Here is a 21,094-nt window from a genome sequence, read left to right as displayed (position 1 = left end):
AAACCCGGCCTGCGCGCGCTACACGCCCCGTTCGGCCGGGTCCCAGATGATTTTGTGCAGCTGCATGTTCAGCTTCACATGGCTGAGGCCGTGCTCCAGCATCAGACCCACCAGCTTCACCGGCGGCATCGTCTCCCACACCGGGGAGAACAGCGGCAGCGCCTTCGTCGGGTAATCCTTCAGCACCTGCACGGCCGTGAAGAAATCACGCTCGCTGCCGATGACGAACTTCAGCTCGTCCTGCGGACGGAGCAGCGCCAGATTGCCGGTCAGCATCTTCTCCTGCTCGCCGGAGTCCGGCAGCTTGTAATCCATGACGTAGCGGACGACAGGAGAGTCGATGCGCTCCAGGAACGGGGCAAGGTCGACTGCTCCGTTCGTCTCCACGTGAAGATCCGTATAGCGGCCTGCGGCCACCAGCGCTTCGATCAGTGCGGCCGACTTGTCCCCGTAGAGCAGCGGCTCCCCGCCGGTAAAGCAGATGTGCTTCGCCTTGTACTTGGCCGCTTCCTGCACGATCTCGCCGATCGTCATGACGAATTCGGCCTCGGCCGGAGGATAGCTGTACTTCGTATCACACCAGGTGCAGCGCAGGTTGCAGCCGAACAGCCGGATGAAGACCGTCGGAAAGCCGGCACGCGTCCCTTCGCCCTCCACGGTTTCGAAAATTTCGACCATCGGCAGCCGGATGTCAAGCGGGTTCTTAATGCTCTCCTGCTGCACTGTAAGTTCTTGCTGTTCCAACTCGATCATTCCTCTCCCATCAGGCGGGCGGTGACGGCTGCGAACGAGGTCGGCGTCTCCCACAGGCGCACCTCTTCAAGGCGCACCGCCGGATACAGGTTCTCCTCACGCAGGGCAGCCGCCAGCTGCTCGTACATCCAGACAACCATATTCTCCGCCGTCGTATTCATCGGAGGCAGCACGTCGTTCAGGTAGCGGTGGTCGAGCCTGTCGATTACCCGTTCCTTGGCGATCCGCTTGATATCGCCGAAATCGATCGTAATCCCGCGGTGGTCCACCTTGCCGCGCATGATGACCTGCAGCTTATACGTATGGCCATGGAGGCTCTGGCATTTGCCCTCATAGCAGTGAAGATGGTGAGCGCTGTCGAAGGTGAATTCCTTCGAGACGAGCACTTCCCGATCATGATATTTGAGCTGGCTTTGCTGTATATCTTCTCCCAGTATCTGCACTTTCTTGGGAATTTCGTACTCCATTAGAACTCCCCTCTCCCAAAAGACAATCCATTATATCATGTACGGTTGACTTCTCACAATAAGGTGAAACTTGTATAATAAAGGAACCGTGCGGGTCCGCACGGCCGAAGTGACGACAGGGGAGCCAAGTGAACCGAATGACCACCTTACCTTCAAGCTATATCGAACAAATGCGGAAGCAGCTCGGCGGCGAGGCTGAGGCGTTCCTCGCCAGCTACGGTCAGCCGAGAACGCAGGGCCTGCGAATCAACCCGCGTAAAATAAATGATAGCGATCCTGGGGCGCTGCCAAAGCTGCAGCGTCTCTTCGCGCTGGAGCCTGTGCCCTGGTGCCCCACCGGCTTTTATTATGAGGAAGACGCTAGACCGGGCCGGCACCCGTACCATGCGGCGGGCGTGTACTATATCCAGGAGCCTTCCGCCATGTCCGCCGTGGAGCTGTTGGATCCGCAGCCGGGCGAGATCGTGCTCGACCTTGCCGCCGCCCCCGGCGGCAAGTCGACGCACATCGCAGGCAAGCTGGCCGGCCAGGGCCTGCTGATCTCCAACGAGATCCACCCCGCCCGGGCCAAAATCCTCGCCGAGAATATCGAGCGGATGGGCATCCCGAACGCGGTCGTCGTGAGCAGCAATCCGCCGCAGCTTGCGGCGCGCTTCCCCCGCTTTTTCGACCGGATCATGGTCGATGCCCCTTGCTCGGGGGAAGGCATGTTCCGCAAGGACCCGGATGCGGTCGGCGAATGGTCGCCGGCCCACGTCGAGATGTGTGCCGCCCGCCAGCTCGATATTCTGCAGGACGCGGTGCGGATGCTGAAGCCGGGCGGGCGGCTGGCCTACTCTACCTGCACCTTCAACGAGCAGGAGAACGAGCTCACCGCTGACGCGATCGTGAAACTCTGCCCGGGGCTTGAACTCGAGCGGACCGAGCGGATCTGGCCGCACCTGCACCGGGGCGAAGGCCACTTCGTCGCCGTGTTCCGTCTTACTGAGGCGGGGGCAGGCGGTGACGAAGCGGCAGCGCCTGCCGTCAGAGGCCGGACAGCGGCCCGGGGCAAGCGGGGCACCGTACGGCCGGAGGAGGAAGCGGTCCGGCTCTACGAGCGCTGGGCCGCAGAGACCTGGGCGCCGGAGGGCAGCGGTTTCCGGCTGCCTTCCGGGGAGCCCCTGCTGTTCGGCGAGCAGCTCTACTGGCTGCCGCAGGCGGACGGCTGCCCCTTTGACAGCAGCTGGCTCCAGGGCCTGAAGGTGCTGCGTCCCGGCCTTCACCTCGCCGAGGTGAAGAAGAACCGGGTCGAACCGGCCCACGCCCTTGCCCTGTCGCTGCCTCCGGCTGCCAAGGTGCGGCTGCAGGCAGACCTCTCCTCCGAAGGGGAAGAGGTCCAGCGCTACCTGCGCGGCGAGGCGCTGCAAAGCGGAGCGCCTGGCAGCGGATGGACGCTCGTCACCGTCGACGGATACCCGCTAGGCTGGGGCAAGCTGTCCGGCGGCCTGCTCAAGAACCACTACCCAAAGGGCCTCCGCCGTTAGGGAAAAGCAGGCGAACGACTGACAGCTCAGCGCTGCCTGCGCGGCGAGGCGCTGCAAAGCGGAGCGCCCGGCAGCGGATGGACGCTCGTCACCGTCGACGGATACCCGCTAGGCTGGGGCAAGCTGTCCGGCGGCCTGCTGCGGGAACCACTGCCCACAGGGCCTCCGACGGTAGCTGGAGCCATGTTTTCGCGGGAGGAAGCAGATAAGGCCGTCCTGTTGAAATAAAGGAACCAGGATGCCTTATTCGACTATTTCCCGCCATTTCCCGGCACATAGCGGAACTCAGATGCGTTATGGGTCTCCTTTTGACAAGAAAGAGACCCAATCCATGAAATAGCGAACCTCAGTTCCGTTATTGCTCGAAAAACCCCTCGCGAATGAATCATAACGCATCTGAGTTCCGTTAATGACTCTTCCCTCTAGGCGCAATACCCTAACGTCCTCCCAGGCTCCCTCCTGCCTGCCGCCTGCCGCCCGCTGGAGCAGCAAGCCGCGCTCTGCCGGTTCATTCCCTGCACCCCCGGGTAAGGTTAAGATGATGGACTTGTCCCTTGGGCAAGCCAATGGAATGAACCTGAATGCAGGGAGGGAACCATCATGGAAACCACCGTACTGAAAGGCAAATGGAACCAGATTAAGGGAGAAGTCAAGAAGCAGTGGGGCGAGCTGACCGATGACGATCTCGAGCAGATCAGCGGCGAGAAAGACCGCTTAATCGGCATTCTGCAGGAACGCTACGGCCATGCCAGAGAAGACATCGAGCGCGAATACAAGGAATGGTCGATCCGCTGGACGGACAGCGACCCGCTCCGTTGACAGAGCGGCCAACCATCCGCTCAAACCCGCTTCCTGCTGCGGGGCGGTCAGCAGCTGCCGGACGGCTCTCAAGTCCGTGCGAACGGATATCTGCATGCAGAAGGCGGGAGCTGCTCCCGCCTTTTTGCCGTGGGCATTTTGGCGTAATGACCTTCGCAGGTAGGAGTCCCCCGTTCTAATCCTCCCGCACCACACAGCAAAGAGCGGAAACCCTCCGGTTCCCGCCCTGCCTGAAACTGTATGTTAATGGAACGACTCCGTCTCGAACAACACCTCTTCGATCACCCGGCTGCGGTGCATCATCGACAGATTGATCGCTTCGTAGTCTTTTTCCTTATCGAGCTCTTCCATCAGCAGGGCTGCAATCTCTTCCCGGTCCGTTGCGTTGCCCGGCTCCCGGAAATCGATGAACCCCGTCAGCTGCCGTTCGCTGATATCGACCGTAGCCGTACCGATCGGCAGGCCTCCGCGGGACTGCTGGTAAATCTCGTAGGTGAGCACATCGCCGTCATCACGGGCCAGAACGATCGTATAGTCCCGGTTCCCTTCGTAAACATCGGCATCCTCATCCTCGTCCGATTCCTCATCCAGCAGCAGCAGGTCATCCCCGTCAGCTTCATCCAGGAGATCCTCGTGCGTCAGCTCGATCGTTTCGATGACTTCGTTGTCGTAGAGCATATGGATGACGAACGTATCGATTTCGTCCTCGTCGAAGTCCAGTACGATGAGGTCGGCCACCGCATCCAGCGCATCATCCCCGGGTTCGATCAGCCAGTGCACCGTACCGGTCACTTCCCGGTCGTCAATCTCCAGGAAAGCCTCAGCCACCCAATCTTCGTCCCCGTCATAAATGTGATACTCCACGGCATCCTCGTCTTCGCCCACCAGTACCAGCTCGAAGTCACCGAGGGTCAGCTCGTCGCGCTCATACGGGTCGTCGTCCACAAGAAGCGTGTCGGTATCAATCCACTCGGTATCGTAGTCGAAGTCCTCGTCGACCGCTTCGAGTTCCCCGACCAGCGTCTCCTCCTCTTCCATCGCAATCACATGGTCAATGGAGCTGTTCGTCACCATAACTTCGCATTCGTCAACCCGCAGTGCAGCAGCCAGGGAATGCACATAGGCATGCAGATGCTCGTACACTTCATCTGCAGCCTCGGCAGAGAGAACTTCCTGTTCCAGCTGGATGGAGCCTGCGATCCGGTCCGACTCCCGGTATACGAGAGTGAGTGTACCGACATATCGGTTCTTGTACAAGATGTCGCTGACCTCGCCGCCCGCTGTTTTCAAATCCGGTCTTATCCACACGTGATTCATCCTCATTCCCCTCCCAATCTGCCGCTTCGGCTCCTAGATCATGGCATGCCTGACCACATTTTGTTACGGCCTTAGCATGTCCTTACCCGCCCAAACTCTATGCGCCGGGCGGATGTCTATACCCAATCAGGATATCCGCATATGCTGTAATGTAAACCGAACCTCCCCACCGCACGGAAGCAAAAATACAGCGAAGGCGCAGCAAGCACCGCCGACATGGAGGTCCGGTTCGATCTCACAACACGTAAGGAGGAGTTATGCAATGACTCACACAACTGGTTTCACTTCGACAGGTGTCATCCTGGTTCTGTTCATTCTGCTGGTGATCGTATCCCGCTCCCTGCTGGTCTAATCTCATATATCCCGGGCCCGCCCTTTCTTTAAGGCAGTCCCAAACGAAGAGGAGCGTCCCCGAAACCCGGACGCTCCTCTTCTTCTTGTGAACCTGGTTATCTATTGCCCCGCAGCCCCGGAGGCGGCTTCCAGTACATAACGCTGCACCGCATGGTGCACACCCTCTTCATTGTTGGAAAGCCCCACGACGTCGGCGGCGGCTTTGACCGCATCCGGCGAGTTCGCAACCGCAATCCCGAGGCCCGCGAAAGTGATCATGTCGATATCGTTGTAATAATTGCCTATCGCCAGAATCTCCGAAGCCGGAATGTCCCACAGCTCGGCTAGCTGGCGCAGGGCGCTGCCCTTGGAGACCCCCTCCGCCATGATGTCGAGGAAGTGGGCGCCGCTGCGGATGCTCTGAATCCCCGGAGGCAGCCCGATCTGCGACAGCTCGCTCTCGGCCGCATCCAGCTGCTCGCCGGAGCCGAACAGTGTGCATTTGACGACCGGGGCCGTCATCGCCAGCACATCCTCGACCCGCTGAACGACCACACCGAACTTGTCATACATGCCGGCCGCTTCCTCGCCGACCCGGTCGACGAACATATCCAGCGCCGTACAGACGTCATAGTGGATGCTCTGGGACCGGCAGTACTCGATCAGCCCTTCGATCTGTCTCACATCATAGCTGTACTCATGCAGTAGCTTCGGTCCCGGCGACTCTACCGTAGCCGCCCCGTTGTGGGTGATGAGCACACCCTGCAGGCCAAGCTCATCAAGCACGGGAACCGCATTCGCCGGCCCCCGGCCGGTACAGAGCACGATTCGCGCCCCGGCTTCGTGGGCTTCCCGGATCGTCAGCGCCGTGCGCTGCGTCAGCTCGTCCTTGTCATTGAGCAGCGTTCCGTCCACATCCAAAGCAATCAGTCTATAGCTCACGCCTCTCCACTCCGTTCCTTCTCTCTATATCGGGGTCAGCCGTGCTGCCGGAGCCCCTCCAGCTCTTCTTCGGTCAGCTCCCTGGCCTCGCCCAGCGGGAGCTGCGGATCCAGCTTCAGCGGCCCCATGGACAGGCGCTTCAGGTAGACCACCCGTTTGCCTACCGCCTGGAACATCCGCTTCACCTGATGGAATTTGCCTTCCCTGATCGTTAGCTCGATCCGCGACAGGTCGCCTGCAGCCGGATCTCCTCTGTGCAGGATCCGCAGCTCCGCAGGCATGGTCACATACCCGTCATCGAGGGTGACCCCTTGGGCAAAAGCCTCGATGTCCGACTCGTCGACGGCCCCCTCGACATCCGCGTAATAAGTCTTGGGCACATGCTTGCGGGGGGACAGCAGATTGTGCGAAAGCTTGCCGTCATTGGTCAGCAGCAGCAGCCCTTCCGTATCCTTATCGAGCCGCCCCACCGGGAACAGCTCCAGATGGGCGTATTCCTCGTCAAGCAGGTCCAGCACCGTCCGGTCCCGGTTATCCTCGGTCGCCGATACGACGCCCGGCGGCTTATGCAGCATGAGGTACACGAACTCCCGGTAGCGTACCGTCTCCCCATCCACCTGCACGTTATCTCGCTCGGGGACGATCTGCTGGCCGCTGTCCTTGGCGGTCTTGCCGTTGACCGTCACGGAGCCGGCCTTCACGAGCAGCTTGATCTGGCTGCGCGTGCCGAAGCCCGTGTGGGCCAATAATTTATCAAGACGTATAGACGATTTCATCTTCGTTTAGGTCCACCTCCAACCGGCGGGATATTCATTCTTGAGCAGGCCGTCCTGCCACTTGGCCCAGCCGGCAGGATAGCCGTCGATGCAGACCAGCGTATACCCCTTGGTCTGGACGTTCTCATGGGCGCGCAGCAGCTCCTCCGGCGTCAGCTCGAGCGTATCACCCTTCAGGTAGCGCACCGCGCGCGGATCGCCGCCCGTGAAATTCACGCGGCGCAGCGCTTCCTCCGCGCGAAGCCCCATGGCCAGCGCATGCGAGGGCGCGAAGCGGCCCTTCGCCGCGCTGCCGAGGTACCAGCCGGGCCGGACGACGCGGATGCCGTCCAGCACCGGCAGGCCGGCCGGCGCGGCGTACACGTGCTCGCCGCGCAGGACCAGCTCCGCGCTGCCGTAGGGCTCGCCGGCCAGCGACTCTCCCGCGAAGCGCGCCAGCGCCTCGCGCGGGTCGGCCGCAGCCGCGGCTTTCGCGGCCGGGCGCCCGCCGGCGGCGCGCCGCTGCGGCTTCGCCGAAGGCCGGGCCGCGCGCCGGGCCTCCGGCGCAGGCTCCGCGGCCAGCGCGGCGGCGCCTTCCGGCGCTTCGCGGCGGCGCAGCGCGGCCGCGAAGTGCCCTTCACCCGCGAGGCGGTGCGGCCACAGGCGCGCGGCGCCGGCCGTCTCGGCCGCGCGGGCGCTGCCGGCCGGGACCCAGTCCGGGCGGCCCGGGGCGAAGCCCGGCAGCTCCGGCGCCGGGGCGATCTCAAAGTCCGGGTGCTCGTCCAGGAACCCGGCGATAATCTGTTCGTTCTCCTCCGGGGAGAACGTGCAGGTCGAATAGACGAGGCGGCCTCCCGGCTTCAGCATGACGGCGGCCTGCCGCAGCAGCACGCGCTGCATCGAGGCGTACTTCTCCGTCCAGTCCTCCTGCCAGGCCTTGGCCATCTCTTCTTCCTTGCGGAACATCCCCTCGCCGGAGCACGGGGCGTCGATGAGAATGCGGTCGAAGTATCCGCGGAACGCTTCCTGCAGCTTCGCCGGGTCCTCGTTCAGCACGACCGCCTCCCGCACCCCGTTCAGCTCCAGGTTCTTGACGAGGGCCTTCACCCGCTCGGAGTGAATGTCGTTGGCCGCCACGAGGCCGGTGCCCTGCAGCTTGCCGGCCAGCTGGGTGGTCTTGCCTCCCGGTGCGGCGCACAGGTCGAGCACCCGGTGCCCCGGCTGGACATCCAGCAGCTCCACCGGAGCCATCGCGCTGGGCTCCTGGATATAGTACAAGCCCGCGTGGTAGTGCGGGTGCTTGCCGGGGCGTACGCCCTCCTCGTAGTAGAAGCCCTCCGGTGCCCAGGGGATCGGCTTCAGCTCCCACTCCGTCAGCTCCCGGAATGCGGCCGGCGAGATCTTCAGGGGATTCACCCTCAGGCCATACAGCCTGTCCTCGCCGTAGGAAGCCTCGAAGGCCGGGTACTCCTCCCCGAGCAGCTCCTTCATATGTAACAAAAACGCCTGCGGCAGCGAACACTCCGCCATGAAAGTCAAACCCCGTTTCCGTATGCTTCTATGCTGCCCGTTCCGACGGCCCCCTTGTGGGCGCCGCCTTTTTTTCGTCGAAAAAAGGGCCGATGAATACCCATTGTACTGTTTCTTTCCAGGTGCCGCAACCGCAGCAAACGCGTCTTGATCCGCTTCCTCCCGGCCTGTGTTCATGCTTGACCTGTTCTGAATCTGTTCTGAATCTGTTCTGAATCGGCCCTTGGGTCTGCTCCTGATCCGCTCTTGAATCTGCGTATACCCAGCTGTACACCCCTGTCGGTCCGGCTTAACCCGCTCTCGTCCAAGCTGCCCCCAGCTGCTGCTCCTGTTTCCTGCCGTTCCTCCGCCTCCTTCCTGCAACCGGCCTGTCCCAGCTAGCGAACGTTCGTAAATCCTTCACTTTTGTTGTATGATATAGAAGGATTCCGAGGAGATGGAACCGAATCCTTGGTATAGGGGCAGCATTACTACACTTGAAGAAATGAGGGGCAGCAATTGAAAAAGCTGGGTATCTTCCTGGCCGTCATTCTCGTACTTTTCGGCGGACTGTACTTCGTGAACCAACAGTCGAACCAAGCGAAATACGGCAAGCACATGGACAATGTATATGGCGTAACGCCAGATAAGCTTCATCCTGAAACCTTGAAACTGCTTGATGATCCGAACTATCAGAGCATCATCCTGCCGGCCGCGCTCGACAAGAAACTGGCCGCCAAAGAGGACTTCTTCGTCTATTATTTCGCCTCGACCTGCCCGCACTGTAAAGTGACGACGCCGGTCCTGATGCCGGTGGCCAAGGAGCTGGGCGTACAGATGAACCAGTTCAACCTGGAAGAATTCAAAGACGGCTGGAAAAAATACAACCTGGAGTATACTCCGACGCTCGTCTACTATAAAGGCGGTCAGGAAGCGGATCGCATCGTTGGCGAACAGAAAGCTCCTGAGCTGAAAGCCTTCATCGAGAAGCACAACAAGAAATAGAGGGAGCTCCCGACTTCCCTGCCTGGCTCCAAAGCCGCGCAGCAAGCTGAGATCCCTCCTCCGGTAATCATCCCGGAGTAACAAAAAGAAGCCTTCACGACCCAGTCGTGAAGGCTTCTTTAAGAATAGCGGAAGTGCGGTGCGTTATTCCACTTTTCGATGGTTCCCCTCAGAAATAAAGGAACTCAGATGCGCTATGCTATAAATGAGCAAGGCTTCCGGGCCCCTTTTCCCCTTATAAGGCATTTGAGTTCCGCTATTTTAAACCGAACGTTCCGATGCACTGCTGAAACGATCGGTCTCTTGGAGGCGGAAGGGACGTATACACCGTCCGGCTCGAACTGTAGGCCGCGGATCGCGGCCACCTGCGGCAAATAGCTGTCTGCTCCGCCTGCAGCGGCTGCAGTCGAGCCCATCCGTCAGACAGGATCCCCGCGGTCCCGTTAGAGCAGCTGAACATTTTATATCTCTCGCCTATCGTCCTTAAAGGACGCCGGCAGGCGTTCTTCTTACTGGCAGCCTGGCCACCGGACAGGAGCGGGATTGACTTGGCGCAAGGCATACCATCCACCGAAAAGAGACCGCGCCCAGCGTCTGCCTGCATCCAACCTTACCCCGCTTCGATTTCTTATGTATCCCGTCCCGGCGTCGACAGACCGGAGCTTTCCACGCCTGATTTGTCCCCGTCCAACAAGTCCTGATCCGGCTTCGAATCGGTCCAAGCAATCCAATCTCTCCTGCTCAGTCCTCTTCGTGAGGCTCGGGCGGGTGCTGCCGGAGTTCCTCTACGAGCTCCTCCAGCCCGCTGTCCAGAATGCGGATATCGAGATCGTAGAACTCGAAGCCCGTCTGCCCCGGATCGAGCAGCTTCTCGAGGTACTCCCGTCCGTCCTCCCGCAGCTTCTTCAGATCGATCCCCAGGGTCACGTCGGGATGCCCCTCGAGCTTCTCAAGCGCGGCGCTCATGAGCTTCACCGCCCCGTTCGCATTCCCATTGCGGTAATGGTAAAGGCCCACTGCAACCTGCAGCAGGCCCTGGTACAGCGGGTTCCGGCCTTCTTCGAGCCACAGCTCCTCCATCACCTCGTGGCATTCGAAATAATCGCGTGCAATATTGAAATAATAGACGAACAGCACGTACAGACGGTCATATGCCATGGCCCGAAACAGCCCCCCCGTTTCCCGCCTTAAGCCCGGAAGCTTAAGACTGCTGTGCTTTCTTGGCCCTCGAGATGGCCTCCGTTAGATCGTTGTAGAGCTCTTCGAGCTGCCGGAGGTCGTCCGTCTCCCACAACTCGTTGAAGCGGAGCTGGAACTGGGCCGCTTCGCGCACCCGGTGGTAGAAATACAGCTCCTGAATCGCGTTCAGCACCTTCGTCACCGTGTTCGATTTGTCCTCGAACAGCTTCTGCGCTTCCATGATGTCGACGCGAATCGAGCTCATCTCCTGGTCAAGAAGATAAGCGGCTTCGGCCGCTTTGCTCAGCCGGTTGACGACTTCCTGCGGCAGGCTCTCGCGGTACTTGTAGTTAAGCGAGTGCTCGATCGTAGCCCAGAAGTTCATCGCGAGCGTCCGCAGCTGAATCTCGGCGAGCACCCGTTTCATGCCGAGAGCGGTCTGTACCGGATACTCCACAATGATATGATAGCTGCGGTAGCCGCTCGGCTTCTTGTTCACGATATAATCCTTTTCGTAGAGCACCGTCATGTCCTCCCGGCTGCGGATGAGCTCGGCAAGACGCTCGATATCCTCCACGAATTGACACATGATGCGGATGCCCGCTATATCTTCAATGCCGGTTTCGAGCTTCTCCATCGGCACGCTCAGCCGCTTGGCCTTATCGAGAATGCTGGAGATTCTCTTGACCCGGCCCGTTACGAATTCGATCGGCGAATACTCTTCCCGGCTTTTCAGCTCCGTACGCAGCGTTTTGAACTTTACCTTCAATTCTTCCACTGCCTGTTCGTAAGGCATCAGAAATTTCTTCCAGTCCCGTCCGTCCATACGTCTTCCTCCGTTCTGTTACTTGCCCCGGTGCGCCGCACCAATGGCTTCCGACACATTCGAGAAGCCGTCCTTCCTGAGCAGTCTGATCAGTCCCTGGTTGATGCGTCCGAGCACGGCCGGCCCCTCGTAGATCAGCGCCGTATAGATCTCGACAAGCGAAGCGCCCGCACGGATCTTCGCATAGGCGTCCTCCGCCGTGAAGATCCCGCCGGAGCCGATAATCGGCAGCTTGCCCTCCGTGGCGCGGTAAAGCTCCGAGATCAGCGCCGTGGAGCGCTCGGTCAGCGGCCGCCCGCTGAGCCCGCCGGTCTCTCCGCGGTGACGGCTCTGCAGCCCTTCGCGCCCGATGGTCGTATTGGAGGCGATGATGCCCGACACATTGCTGCGGAGGATCGTCGCCGCCATATATTCGACCTCTTGCGCCGTCAGGTCCGGTGCGATCTTCACGAGCACCGGCTTCTCCCGGCCTCCGAAACGTGCGTGCTGCCTGCTTATCTCATCCTTCACGGCCACCAGCAGGCTCGACAATTCGTCTCCGTGCTGCAGGCTCCGCAGGTCCGGCGTATTCGGGGAAGAGATATTGACGACGAAGAAATCCCCGTAGCCGTACAGCGCCTCGATGCAGGCACGGTAATCGTTCTCCGCCTGCTCGTTCGGGGTGGCCTTGTTCTTCCCGATATTAATGGCAAGCGGAATGGTCCGTTTGCCCTGATTGCGAAGATTGCGCTTCATGCCTTCGATGCCCACGTTGTTGAAGCCCATCCGGTTGATGAGCGCCGTGTCCTCCGGCAGCCGGAACAGGCGGGGAAGCGGATTGCCTTCCTGCGGCTTCGGGGTGACCGTTCCGACTTCCATGAAGCCGAAACCGATATTCGAGAAGCCGGGCACGGCCTTGCCGTTCTTGTCCAGTCCTGCAGCCAGTCCCACCGGATTCGGGAATTCGATGCCCCAGAGCTCCGTCCGCAGCTCCGCCGCCGCTCTGACCCCCCATACCGTGTTCAGCACGGCCCGGCCGCCCGGCAGGTTTCCGAATGTATGTAGACCGTCGATAATGAGATGGTGGGCTTTCTCCGGATCCATTTTGAACAGGACCGGCTTGGCTATGTTTTTGTACAGCATGTTCTTGCGTCCTCTCCCCCGTGCAGCAGCGCTAGCTCTGTCTGATAGTGTCTTCTGATAAGTGTATCGTTTTAGCGCTTAAAAATAAAGGGGAGGGCCAACAAATCCCTGGTGGTAAAACGGTTGCAATATGGTACTATATGTGTACACCATTCGAAAAGGCAGGGCTGATCACCATGCAGAAAAAGAAACCGGCTCCCCAGCTGTCGCGCAAAGCGAAAGAGGAACCGAACAAAAAACTCATCATCTGGGTAAGTTCCATCTTCGGTGCGGTCATCGTCGGCATGTCCGTGCTCCTGATCCTGAATCAGTAACCGTTTCCGCGGGCTTCTTACTTTCCTCAACCGCACAGCACACGCAAAAACACCTTTTGGGCCGGGCGCTTTTCTCCCCCCAAAAGGTGTTTTTGGTATGGCCTGTATTTGGGCGGCTGGCCCGCCTATGAGGTGCGTTCAGCCCTCTTAGGGCACCGCGATATATTTGTCCCGCGTCGGCGTCCGGAGAATCGCCGTACGTGTACGCTCGTCCCACTGGACGTCCATGCCGATCTCCTCGGCGAAGAACCGAATCGGAACGAAGGTCAGGTCCTCCTTAATGTAAGGCGCGGCGTCCGTCTCCTTCTCGGACTTCAACGAGCCGTCCTCGTAGAGGCGGATGCCCGTACGCCCCACAAAGAGCTTGACGCTGCGTCCTTCCTTGGACAGACTGACGGAGCGCTCGCCCTCATCGAAAGCCACTTCGTAGCCCAGCGCTTCCGTAATGGCCCGCACGGGCACCATCAGCCGGCCCTCCGTGATCTCCGGCTGGGCGTCGAACTTCATGACCCCGGCATCCAGTACGACCTTCACCCCGGCCGGAAGATCCTCCGGCAGCCGGTAGCCCGTGAGCCTGCGCAGCCGGTTATTGAACGAATCCGCCACGAGCACGCTTCCGTCCCCAAGGACCGCCACGTCCGCCGGACGGTTCAGCCCGGCCTTCCCTTCCATGCCGTCCAGGAGGCCCATCTTCTGCTCCCCGGCTCCGGCCAGGGTGCTGAGCTGTCCGCCGAACAGGTAGCGGACGTCATGGTTCTGGCTGTCGGCGATCAGCAGCCCGCCTTCTTCGGTCACCGCGATCCCCATCGGGTAGTTCAGGCGTGCCTGCAGGGCGGCTCCGTTCGAGAACCCTCCCGGAACGTACATATCCTTGAGCTCTGCGGCCGTTCCTCCGCCTGCGACGGTTGTCACCGTGCCCTTGGCGAGATCGATATAGCGGATCCGCTGGTTGCCCGAGTCGCTGACGTACAGATTGCCCTTCGCATCGAGGGCGATCCCGGTCGGCTCGTTGAATTTGGCCTGCGCCAGCGGCCCGTCCGCGAAGTCTCCCGCTGCTGCGACCTGTCCCGGTGTGGCTTCCACCACACGCCTTGAAGGCGCCGTCAGCGTCGTCACCTCGCCCTGGGGCGAGATGCGGCGGATCGTGTGCCCGAGCGTGTCCGCCACATAGAGCGTGCCGTCCGGAGCCGCCGCCACGTCCCCCGGCCGGTAGAATTCGGCCGCAGCGCCTTTGCCGTCCTTGGCCCCCAGCCTTCCGCTGCCGGCAACGGTAGTGACATTCCCTTTGGCGTCGATCCGCCGGATGGCATGGTTGCCCGCATCGGCAACGTAGAGGCTGCCGTCCGGTCCGGCGGACAGTCCGAGCGGCTCCTGGAACAGCGAAGCATTCGCCGCCCCGTCCAGCAGGCCGCCGACCGGATAGCCCTTATCGTCCTTCCGGTAGAACACCCCGGCCAAGACGTCAACCCTGCCCCCGGTCAGCTTCCGGATCACTCCGTTGCGCGAATCGCTTACCGCAGCCGTGCCGTCCGGCAGCACGGCCAGCCCCGCCGGTACGCGAAAGGACGCCTCCAGTCCCGTTCCGTTCGCGCTCCCGAGCCGGCCGGTTCCTGCTGCCGTCGTCAGCTCCGTCATGAGCCGTCCTTCTGCGGTCCGCAGTCCCCCGGACCAGGAAGAAGCGGCCGCTCCGGAGCCGCCCGCCAGCATGGCGGACAGCACGGAAGCGATGATGAATCGTTTTGCCTTCAAAGTCATGGCCTTACTCCTCTCCAGACCGTTCCCTGTTGTTTCTATATAGAGTAGTTTCTATTAAAGTTTCTGTTGGAGCTCTATTGGTGTTTCCATTGGAATTTCAATTGGAATCTCAATTGGAATTTCAATTGGAGTTTCAATTGAAGCTTCTAGGGAGCGGTAACCGTCAAGGTGATCGGAGTCTTCAGCTCATAGACCGTGTTCCCTGACGCGTCCAGCACCTTGAAGTAGAACAGCTCCACCTGCGTGGTTTCCCCCGGCTTCATCCCTTCCGTCCGCAGCGGGATATCCACCAGTGTTACGCGGTCTCCGTTCAGCTTGATCGGCGGCGGCGCTTGGCGGCCGCTGCCCTGGAAGAGCGTGCCCGTGTAGATGAGCTCGCTCAGCCCGGAGCCGTCGGCCTGCCGCAGCACCTCGGCCGTCTGCTCCCCGTCGAAGACGGTGCCCGGCTTGTCCTCCAGCTTCCCGTCGGCTGTGCCGTCATAGCTCAGCTTCCCTGCAGCCATCGAAGCGTGAGCCTCCACCGCATAGAACGGAAGCTCCTCCGTGAAGTCTTCCATCTGCAGGCTGAGCTGGACGGTCCCCGGTTCGGCGGCCGCCGACTGGGTGAGCTTCACCTGAGGCACGGTCGTCGAACCACCGCCGGAGCCGCCGCCCGAGCCCGTATCCGGCACCGGCTCCACGGCCGGCGTGCTTCCTCCGGAAGCGATTTGCCTGATCCTCTCCTCTAGCGCCTTTCTCTCCTGCTCACTTAACTGAGAGAGAAGCTGCTCCTGCGCCTTCTTCGCTTGCTCCTGCTCCGCTTTCCAATTTGCTTCTTGATGAGCCTTGATCTGAGCCTCGACTTGGTCACGATGGGCCTCCAGCGCTTTCTGGTTTTCCTGCATCTGCCGCTCTTCGAGGAGGTGCGGATCGTTCTCTTCGTCCACCTTGGTTTTCCCTTGCAGGATGAGCGTGTCCAGACCCGCCGTCGCGTCCAGCGGAGTCGGATTGTCGATATCCAGCTTCCTCAGCGGATCGGGAATTTCCTTGTTGACCTCATCAATCAGCTTCTTGTCGATCTTCTTCTGGTTCACGGCTTCCTTGGCGATCAGGGACACAAAGGCATCGAAATTGCGCTGCACCTTCGATAAATCGTCCGCGTCTTCAACCCGGAGAATGGAGTGGGGATCCGGCTTGTTCATTCCCTGCTCGAGCTGCTCCTTCAGCTTCTTCTTCATGGCTTCGTTCTCTTCCTGAATGTGGGGCACGTTCCGCAGGATGGCCTCCAGCACCTTCGGTGGTGCCATCCTGACCAGCTCCTCCACATCCACATACTCGACTTGCGTCCGCATATCACCGGTCACGCCGCCCGGATCAACGGCGATCTGCTGCGACGGATATACCATCGCATACTTTACTTCCTGGGTACCGTTCGTTCTGCTCTGCACGGTCTTCGTATCGACCAGGCCGGAACCGACGAGCATCACGTTCTTGCCGGTCATCGGGTCGATCAGCACCGCAAAATGAGTCCCCCGCACGCCCATAACGGCCGTCGGCGTCTCCAGCTCCACCTCATCTCCGGAGCCCACCAGCGACTTGACTTTGGACCACAGACTGCCCGCCCAGGACTGCACCCGGGTCGTCTTGCCGTCCCCCTCCGACAGATCGGCGATATAGATCTCCGTGTTCGCCGCGACGGTGAACTCCACCTCGTCCGCACCAACCTTCAGGATCACGTACGAATCCGCGGCGGTGTACAGGTAATCGCCCTGGTTCAGGTTCAGATCCTTGTACACCTGGAAGGTCTTGAAGCCCCCCGCTTTCTTGTAGGTCACTTTCCCCGACACCTCGGCGACATAAGCGACACGTTCCGATGCCGCCTCCGCCCGGAGCGCCGGCCCGAAGGACGCGAGCAGCGTGAACAGCAGCGCCATCACGAGCACCACCGACATCCGGCGGAGTCCGGCCCGTCCCCCTTGTTCTCTCTCTCCCATGTGGAATCCCCTCTCCTCGCACCGCACCCAGCGGCACAAGAAATCTTTGCTATCATTGTAAAAGCGCGCCACTCAAAGATCAACGCCAAATCGTTCGAACGCAGTCCGTTCCTGTCGATTCTTGTCGAAATTCCGGATCAGGACACCTTGGGTGCCGTCCGCTCCTTGTCCGAACTCTCTTGGGGAGCGATCACTTCATAGAGCCGCAGCGGAAGACTCTTGCCCTTCATGAGCTTCTCTCCGGCGTCCCGGTAGGCAAAAGCACCGCCGGTCCGGGCGTAGGTCGCTTCGGACACGAGAATCTGGTTCGGCTGCGTCGAGGATTCGATCCGTGCCGCCGTATTGACGTTATCACCGATGGCGGTGTACTCCATCCGCAGATAGGAGCCGATATTGCCGACGACGACCTCCCCCGTGTGGATACCGATGCCCACGGCGATATCTACGCCATATTTGTCCCGGACCTCCTCCCGCACGCGCCTCATCCCTTCCTGAATCTCGTAGGCCGTCTTCACGGCCCGATACGGATGGTCCGGCACATCGAGCGGCGCGTTGAAGAGGATCATGGCCGCATCCCCGATGAACTTGTCGATCGTCCCCCGGTTGCGGAGCGCCCGCTCAGTAATCAGGTTGAACATCATGTTGAGTAAATCGACGACCTCCTCGGGCTTCAGCTTCTCCGACAGCGGCGTGAAGCCGCGGACATCCAGGAAGAGCACCGTCAGCTCCTTGGAGATGCCGCCGAGCCGGATATCCTGCTCGCTCCGGGCAATCTCCCGGACGAGATCCGGGGAGATGTAGCGCCCGAACTGCCGGGTAATGTACTGCCTCTGCTTCGACTCGAAATACGTCTTCATCGCGATATTGCCGAGATAGGCTATCAGGCCGCAGGCGAGAGCCGGCAGGGTATCCAGGTACTGATCGCTCGCCGCGAACAGGACGAACTGGCCGGCAAGCAGCAGCAGGAAGACGCCCAGCGCCAGCAGCGCCCCCCCGATCTCGCTCATCCGCCAGGTCATCAGGCCGAGAACCAGCATGACGAACACCGCCAGGGCCAGATCGATTCCCCGGCGCACCGGCGCCACCAGTTCCCCGCTGAGAATCTGGTGGAGCAGGTTGGCATGCGCGTAGACCAGATGCATATGCTTCTCCACGGGAGTGATGCCTTCATCCGCCCCCGTCACGGTGTATCCTATAAGGACAAGGCGGTCTTTGAACACTTCAGGCGGGATGGCCCCCTTGATCACACTGGTGAACGGGATCGTCTCGAAGTCGTATTCCCCGGCGGTCCAGCGGATGAGGGCTTCCCCTTGGGGCTTGCCCGGGAGCTGGGGCGGATCGAGATACCGGCTGACGTCCGCTCCGGCCGCCTGGGCAGCCGCAAGAGCCAGTGTCGGATACGTTCCCTGCGGGGTCACGATGGTCATCCAATTCGAGCGGATCGTGCCGTCCGTGTCATCGAACGTGGCGTTGATGTGCGCCCGGTTCCATACCTTGCGGAAGGCCGGGATGGGATCAACGGCCCCCTCGGCCCGCAGCGGTTCTCCTTCGCGGATCAGCGTGGACCGCTGGAGGCGGCTCTCCACATCGGCATGCGACGGCACAATGATGTTATCGTACTTGGCCAGCGCCTCGGCCAGCCTGCCGTCCCCTCCGCTGCTGCTCTCCGTATAGAGCTCGATGTCAAAGGCGATCACCTTCGCGCCCCCGGCCTCCATCCGCTCGATGAGGTCCGCATAGACCGAGCGGTCCCACGGATAGGGTCCGATCTCCTTGATCGATTGGGTATCGATCGCAACCACGAGGATGTCTTCATGCGGCTCTCTGGACATGGTGGCCTTCATATTGAAGTCGTAGAGCTGATTCGAGATCACCTTGAGCGAATCCGTAAGCAGCAGGGCCAGGCAGAGCAGCAGGATGAGCACATTGCCGGCGGCGATCACCCCGGCCTTGCTCCATTGTCGTTTCATAGTACGCCCCCTGATGAAAGTTCCGTTTCACTTCCGGTATCCTTTGGTGTAATTTATCTTAACATATCCACCCGCCCGGGGAGCGAAAAAAAAGCCTGTCCCCTCCAAAGGGAACAGGCTTATCTTTGATGATATGATTCAGGCCGCGCAGGCCAATTAAGCAAATGGCGTGTCAGCTACTTTGATGGAGTCAGTAGGGCAGCCATCTTGTGCGTCCTGCAGATCGTCGTACAGATCTTCCGGGATTTCCGTTACGCCTTTGTTGCCGTCCGCTTCGTAGATGACTTCAGCCAGGCCCTCATCGTCGTAGTCGTAAATGTCTGGTGCCGTAGCGCCACAGGCGCCGCACGCGATACAGGTTTCTTTATCCACGATTGTGTATTTTGCCATGATTATTCTTCCTCCTCCAAATGTGTAACCTCATCCTAGAATATAATATAAAAAACTCCAAAGTTCAAATAGAAAGTATGCGGCCGGGGTGATAAGCTCAGCTTATAAGGGCTCGCATAAGGACACGCAGACAGGCCGTTCTCTGTATATTATTCCCTATTACCCATTCTTGAGCGGATCCAATCAGCTATGCCGGACACCTCATCGGGGTGAAAAACCGGAAGCCCTTCGGGCCGATTCCCCGCCGTCCCCTCATCCGGCGTAACCCAGGCGATGGGCGGGCGCGAAAGCACCGACAGGATTCTCGCCTGCTCCGCCGTCCGGAATACCGCAATCTTGTCGTGGTGCTCTTCCTTGAAGCCCTCCACGAGCACGAGTTCATACCGGCCGCCGGCACGCAGGGCATCCAGCGCTTCTCCCAGTCCGCTCCGCCGCCGTTCGTAAGTCCGGACCGCTTCCGGCGAAACGACGACGACCGCCGAGGCTCCGGCCTGCGCGAATCGCGTGGAATCCGCTCCTTCGGCTTCCTTATAATGTCCGTGGGCATCGTGTTTTATGACCGCCACCCGCACGCCCTGCCCCTCCAGCACCCCGGCAAGTTTCACCAGCAGGGTGGTCTTGCCGCTGTCCGACCAGCCGGCCAGACCGATCACGGTCATGCTCATGAATCTTCCTCCTTCAGTGCCCGCAGCTTCAGATGATCCATCTGCAGCGAGGTCCCCCGCCGCTTCGCATTGCGGATCAGCGCGGACGGGTCGTCTCCCAGCATCCCGGCGGTAAGCACGGCCCCTTCCCCGAACTTGTCCCGAAGCACATCCATCACCTTCGTCAGCTTATCCTTGGCCGGCTGCTGCTGGTAGCTGAAGAGGTCCAGCTGCACCGCCGCCTCGCTGCGGGCCGTCAGGCTCTGCAGGGTGACGCCCAGCAGCCGCACCTCGCTGCCCTCGGGCCAGTGCTTGTCGAAGAGGATGCAGGCGGCGCGGTAGAATTCATCCGTCTGCTCCGTCGGTTCCTTGAGCTTCATCGCCCGGGTGATCGTCTTCATATCGGGATCGCGTATCGTGATCTGCACCGTCCCCGCCATCAGCCGCTGCTTCCGCAGGCGCCGCCCCACCTGGTCCGACAGGTTCAGGAACACGCGGTGAATCTCGGTGCGGTCCTTGTAATTCACGGGCAGAGTCGTCGTGTGCCCGATTGATTTGCTCTGCTCGCTGTCGGGGTTCACCGGCGAATCGTCCTCCCCGTTCGCCGCCCGCTTGAGCGCCGCTCCCATCACGCCGAACTTCGATACGAGCAGATGCTCGTCAGCGGTAGCAAGCTGGCCCAGCGTGTGGATCTGCAGCCGCTTCAGCTTCTCCGCCGTCTTCCTGCCGATGCCGTAGAGCTGGCCGCAGGGCATCGGCCAGAGCACGTTCGGCACATCCCGCTTGCGCAGCACCGAGATGCCGTTCGGCTTCTTCATATCGGAGGCCATCTTCGCGAGCAGCTTGTTCGGCGCCACTCCGATCGAGCAGGGAAGCAGAAGCTCGATGCGGATCCGCTGCTGAATGCTGTCGGCAATCTCGAGAGGCGTACCGAAAATTTTGGAGCCGGTGATATCCACATAGCATTCGTCGATCGAGACGGCCTGCACCAGGGGAGAATACGAGTAGGCAATCTTCATGAACGCCCGGGAGAACCGGCGGTAGAGGTCGAAGTCCGGCTGGATCAAGATGAGATCCGGGCACACCTTCAGCGCTTCCCGCACCTGCATCCCCGTCTTGACCCCCTTGGCCCGTGCACGGTAGGAGGAGGTAACGACGATGCCGTGCCGGAGCTCGACGCTGCCTGCGACCGCAGTCGGCTTGTCTTTGTACTTCTCCGGCTCCACCGCCTCGTGCACCGAACAGTAGAAAGCGTTCATATCAATATGGAGAATCACCCTCCCCTTCGCCGGGTAGCCGTTCGCCGGGCCTGCGCCCTTGTCCGCTCCGCTGCCATCCATCGTCCCACCTCCCTTTTTAGTTATCAGCATACCGCTCTCTTTCTTCCCAGGCAAGACTTTAGCCTTTTCCGATCGGACTACTAAATTTCACGAAAAGAGCATAGCCCGCTCCCGGACTCATATGCTATAATTATGCAAATCTATTTTGCCCTACT

21 protein-coding genes are annotated in these 21,094 nt (G+C 60.5%); 6 read left to right on the top strand and 15 right to left on the bottom strand.

Annotated elements, in window-relative coordinates; all coding sequences use genetic code 11:
• Positions 1-18 precede the first annotated feature (18 nt).
• Together PM3016_RS09825 and queD are read right to left on the bottom strand one after the other, a co-directional pair.
• On the bottom strand, positions 19-753 hold the full coding sequence (locus tag PM3016_RS09825) for a 7-carboxy-7-deazaguanine synthase QueE (protein ID WP_013915374.1): 735 nt from the start codon (positions 751-753) through the stop codon (positions 19-21).
• On the bottom strand, positions 750-1,220 hold the full coding sequence (queD, locus tag PM3016_RS09820) for a 6-carboxytetrahydropterin synthase QueD (RefSeq protein ID WP_013915373.1): 471 nt from the start codon (positions 1,218-1,220) through the stop codon (positions 750-752). The genes PM3016_RS09825 and queD overlap by 4 nt, the downstream gene beginning before the upstream one ends.
• Before the next feature lie 137 nt (positions 1,221-1,357).
• On the opposite strand from queD, the gene PM3016_RS09815 reads away from it, so the two are divergent.
• The 3 genes from PM3016_RS09815 (at position 1,358) to PM3016_RS09810 (ending at position 3,565) form a co-directional block, all read left to right on the top strand.
• Complete coding sequence (locus tag PM3016_RS09815) at positions 1,358-2,746, top strand: RsmB/NOP family class I SAM-dependent RNA methyltransferase (RefSeq protein ID WP_014369318.1); 1,389 nt, start codon at positions 1,358-1,360, stop codon at positions 2,744-2,746.
• Between the two features lie 18 nt (positions 2,747-2,764).
• Positions 2,765-2,974, top strand: coding sequence for a methyltransferase RsmF C-terminal domain-like protein (locus tag PM3016_RS41330; protein WP_081484363.1), 210 nt, complete (start codon positions 2,765-2,767; stop codon positions 2,972-2,974).
• A 372-nt stretch (positions 2,975-3,346) separates the two neighbouring features.
• On the top strand, positions 3,347-3,565 hold the full coding sequence (locus tag PM3016_RS09810) for a CsbD family protein (protein WP_013915371.1): 219 nt from the start codon (positions 3,347-3,349) through the stop codon (positions 3,563-3,565).
• Between the two features lie 243 nt (positions 3,566-3,808).
• Here PM3016_RS09810 and PM3016_RS09805 read toward each other — a convergent pair whose 3' ends face one another.
• Positions 3,809-4,882 (bottom strand): hypothetical protein, encoded by a 1,074-nt coding sequence (locus PM3016_RS09805; protein WP_014369317.1) that lies wholly within the window; start codon positions 4,880-4,882, stop codon positions 3,809-3,811.
• Positions 4,883-5,144: 262 nt separating this feature from the next.
• Here PM3016_RS09805 and PM3016_RS39085 point away from each other — a divergent pair, with 262 nt between their 5' ends.
• Positions 5,145-5,234, top strand: coding sequence for a hypothetical protein (locus PM3016_RS39085; protein WP_014369316.1), 90 nt, complete (start codon positions 5,145-5,147; stop codon positions 5,232-5,234).
• Positions 5,235-5,335: 101 nt separating this feature from the next.
• Here PM3016_RS39085 and PM3016_RS09800 read toward each other — a convergent pair whose 3' ends face one another.
• From PM3016_RS09800 to PM3016_RS09790, 3 genes are read right to left on the bottom strand one after another with little or no spacing between them, the layout of a single operon-like run.
• Complete coding sequence (locus tag PM3016_RS09800; RefSeq protein ID WP_013915369.1) at positions 5,336-6,157, bottom strand: Cof-type HAD-IIB family hydrolase; 822 nt, start codon at positions 6,155-6,157, stop codon at positions 5,336-5,338.
• Positions 6,158-6,192: 35 nt separating this feature from the next.
• Positions 6,193-6,933 (bottom strand): pseudouridine synthase, encoded by a 741-nt coding sequence (locus PM3016_RS09795; RefSeq protein ID WP_014369315.1) that lies wholly within the window; start codon positions 6,931-6,933, stop codon positions 6,193-6,195.
• 6 nt (positions 6,934-6,939) lie between these two features.
• Complete coding sequence (locus tag PM3016_RS09790) at positions 6,940-8,442, bottom strand: RsmB/NOP family class I SAM-dependent RNA methyltransferase (RefSeq protein ID WP_041619075.1); 1,503 nt, start codon at positions 8,440-8,442, stop codon at positions 6,940-6,942.
• Between the two features lie 498 nt (positions 8,443-8,940).
• On the opposite strand from PM3016_RS09790, the gene PM3016_RS09785 reads away from it, so the two are divergent.
• Positions 8,941-9,426, top strand: coding sequence for a thioredoxin family protein (locus PM3016_RS09785; protein WP_013915366.1), 486 nt, complete (start codon positions 8,941-8,943; stop codon positions 9,424-9,426).
• 741 nt (positions 9,427-10,167) lie between these two features.
• Here PM3016_RS09785 and PM3016_RS09780 read toward each other — a convergent pair.
• From PM3016_RS09780 to PM3016_RS09770, 3 genes are read right to left on the bottom strand one after another with little or no spacing between them, the layout of a single operon-like run.
• On the bottom strand, positions 10,168-10,584 hold the full coding sequence (locus PM3016_RS09780; protein ID WP_013915364.1) for a DUF309 domain-containing protein: 417 nt from the start codon (positions 10,582-10,584) through the stop codon (positions 10,168-10,170).
• A gap of 43 nt (positions 10,585-10,627) precedes the next feature.
• Complete coding sequence (gene yjbM, locus PM3016_RS09775) at positions 10,628-11,431, bottom strand: GTP diphosphokinase (RefSeq protein WP_013915363.1); 804 nt, start codon at positions 11,429-11,431, stop codon at positions 10,628-10,630.
• A gap of 18 nt (positions 11,432-11,449) precedes the next feature.
• On the bottom strand, positions 11,450-12,553 hold the full coding sequence (locus tag PM3016_RS09770) for a quinone-dependent dihydroorotate dehydrogenase (protein ID WP_013915362.1): 1,104 nt from the start codon (positions 12,551-12,553) through the stop codon (positions 11,450-11,452).
• 176 nt (positions 12,554-12,729) lie between these two features.
• Here PM3016_RS09770 and PM3016_RS38545 point away from each other — a divergent pair, with 176 nt between their 5' ends.
• Positions 12,730-12,867 (top strand): hypothetical protein, encoded by a 138-nt coding sequence (locus PM3016_RS38545; protein WP_013915361.1) that lies wholly within the window; start codon positions 12,730-12,732, stop codon positions 12,865-12,867.
• Between the two features lie 147 nt (positions 12,868-13,014).
• Here the strand turns inward: PM3016_RS38545 and PM3016_RS09765 are convergent, their stop codons facing one another.
• From PM3016_RS09765 to PM3016_RS09740, 6 genes are all read right to left on the bottom strand, one after another.
• The gene (locus PM3016_RS09765) at positions 13,015-14,622 is read right to left on the bottom strand and encodes a stalk domain-containing protein (protein ID WP_014369313.1); all 1,608 of its coding nucleotides are present in this window, start codon (positions 14,620-14,622) and stop codon (positions 13,015-13,017) included.
• A 146-nt stretch (positions 14,623-14,768) separates the two neighbouring features.
• Entirely contained in the window at positions 14,769-16,595 is a 1,827-nt protein-coding gene (locus PM3016_RS09760; RefSeq protein WP_014369312.1) for a FecR family protein, read from the bottom strand.
• Positions 16,596-16,732: 137 nt separating this feature from the next.
• Positions 16,733-18,565: a CHASE2 domain-containing protein gene (locus tag PM3016_RS09755; RefSeq protein WP_013915358.1), complete on the bottom strand. Its 1,833-nt coding sequence runs from the start codon at positions 18,563-18,565 to the stop codon at positions 16,733-16,735.
• A 156-nt stretch (positions 18,566-18,721) separates the two neighbouring features.
• The gene (locus PM3016_RS09750) at positions 18,722-18,955 is read right to left on the bottom strand and encodes a ferredoxin (protein ID WP_013915356.1); all 234 of its coding nucleotides are present in this window, start codon (positions 18,953-18,955) and stop codon (positions 18,722-18,724) included.
• Positions 18,956-19,104: 149 nt separating this feature from the next.
• On the bottom strand, positions 19,105-19,620 hold the full coding sequence (mobB, locus tag PM3016_RS09745; protein WP_014369311.1) for a molybdopterin-guanine dinucleotide biosynthesis protein B: 516 nt from the start codon (positions 19,618-19,620) through the stop codon (positions 19,105-19,107).
• Positions 19,617-20,939, bottom strand: a complete 1,323-nt coding sequence (locus PM3016_RS09740) for a DNA polymerase IV (protein ID WP_014369310.1) — start codon at positions 20,937-20,939, stop codon at positions 19,617-19,619. The genes mobB and PM3016_RS09740 overlap by 4 nt, the downstream gene beginning before the upstream one ends.
• Between the last annotated feature and the right edge of the window lie 155 nt (positions 20,940-21,094).

The sequence above is a fragment of the Paenibacillus mucilaginosus 3016 genome (genome assembly GCF_000250655.1).
In the GTDB taxonomy this organism is placed as follows: Bacteria; Bacillota; Bacilli; order Paenibacillales; family NBRC-103111; genus Paenibacillus_G; species Paenibacillus_G mucilaginosus.
This window is presented reverse-complemented; position numbering and strand designations above follow the sequence as displayed.

What these genes read in the sequence shown, in the direction of transcription:
- PM3016_RS09825 (WP_013915374.1), bottom strand. Translation starts at nt 753, where the DNA reads ATGATCGAGTTGGAACAGCAAGAACTTACAGTGCAGCAGGAGAGCATT.
- queD (WP_013915373.1), bottom strand. Translation starts at nt 1,220, where the DNA reads ATGGAGTACGAAATTCCCAAGAAAGTGCAGATACTGGGAGAAGATATA.
- PM3016_RS09815 (WP_014369318.1), top strand. Translation starts at nt 1,358, where the DNA reads ATGACCACCTTACCTTCAAGCTATATCGAACAAATGCGGAAGCAGCTC.
- PM3016_RS09810 (WP_013915371.1), top strand. Translation starts at nt 3,347, where the DNA reads ATGGAAACCACCGTACTGAAAGGCAAATGGAACCAGATTAAGGGAGAA.
- PM3016_RS09805 (WP_014369317.1), bottom strand. Translation starts at nt 4,882, where the DNA reads ATGAATCACGTGTGGATAAGACCGGATTTGAAAACAGCGGGCGGCGAG.
- PM3016_RS39085 (WP_014369316.1), top strand. Translation starts at nt 5,145, where the DNA reads ATGACTCACACAACTGGTTTCACTTCGACAGGTGTCATCCTGGTTCTG.
- PM3016_RS09795 (WP_014369315.1), bottom strand. Translation starts at nt 6,933, where the DNA reads ATGAAATCGTCTATACGTCTTGATAAATTATTGGCCCACACGGGCTTC.
- PM3016_RS09790 (WP_041619075.1), bottom strand. Translation starts at nt 8,442, where the DNA reads ATGGCGGAGTGTTCGCTGCCGCAGGCGTTTTTGTTACATATGAAGGAG.
- PM3016_RS09780 (WP_013915364.1), bottom strand. Translation starts at nt 10,584, where the DNA reads ATGGCATATGACCGTCTGTACGTGCTGTTCGTCTATTATTTCAATATT.
- yjbM (WP_013915363.1), bottom strand. Translation starts at nt 11,431, where the DNA reads ATGGACGGACGGGACTGGAAGAAATTTCTGATGCCTTACGAACAGGCA.
- PM3016_RS09770 (WP_013915362.1), bottom strand. Translation starts at nt 12,553, where the DNA reads ATGCTGTACAAAAACATAGCCAAGCCGGTCCTGTTCAAAATGGATCCG.
- PM3016_RS38545 (WP_013915361.1), top strand. Translation starts at nt 12,730, where the DNA reads ATGCAGAAAAAGAAACCGGCTCCCCAGCTGTCGCGCAAAGCGAAAGAG.
- PM3016_RS09765 (WP_014369313.1), bottom strand. Translation starts at nt 14,622, where the DNA reads ATGACTTTGAAGGCAAAACGATTCATCATCGCTTCCGTGCTGTCCGCC.
- PM3016_RS09760 (WP_014369312.1), bottom strand. Translation starts at nt 16,595, where the DNA reads ATGGGAGAGAGAGAACAAGGGGGACGGGCCGGACTCCGCCGGATGTCG.
- PM3016_RS09755 (WP_013915358.1), bottom strand. Translation starts at nt 18,565, where the DNA reads ATGAAACGACAATGGAGCAAGGCCGGGGTGATCGCCGCCGGCAATGTG.
- PM3016_RS09750 (WP_013915356.1), bottom strand. Translation starts at nt 18,955, where the DNA reads ATGGCAAAATACACAATCGTGGATAAAGAAACCTGTATCGCGTGCGGC.
- mobB (WP_014369311.1), bottom strand. Translation starts at nt 19,620, where the DNA reads ATGAGCATGACCGTGATCGGTCTGGCCGGCTGGTCGGACAGCGGCAAG.
- PM3016_RS09740 (WP_014369310.1), bottom strand. Translation starts at nt 20,939, where the DNA reads ATGGATGGCAGCGGAGCGGACAAGGGCGCAGGCCCGGCGAACGGCTAC.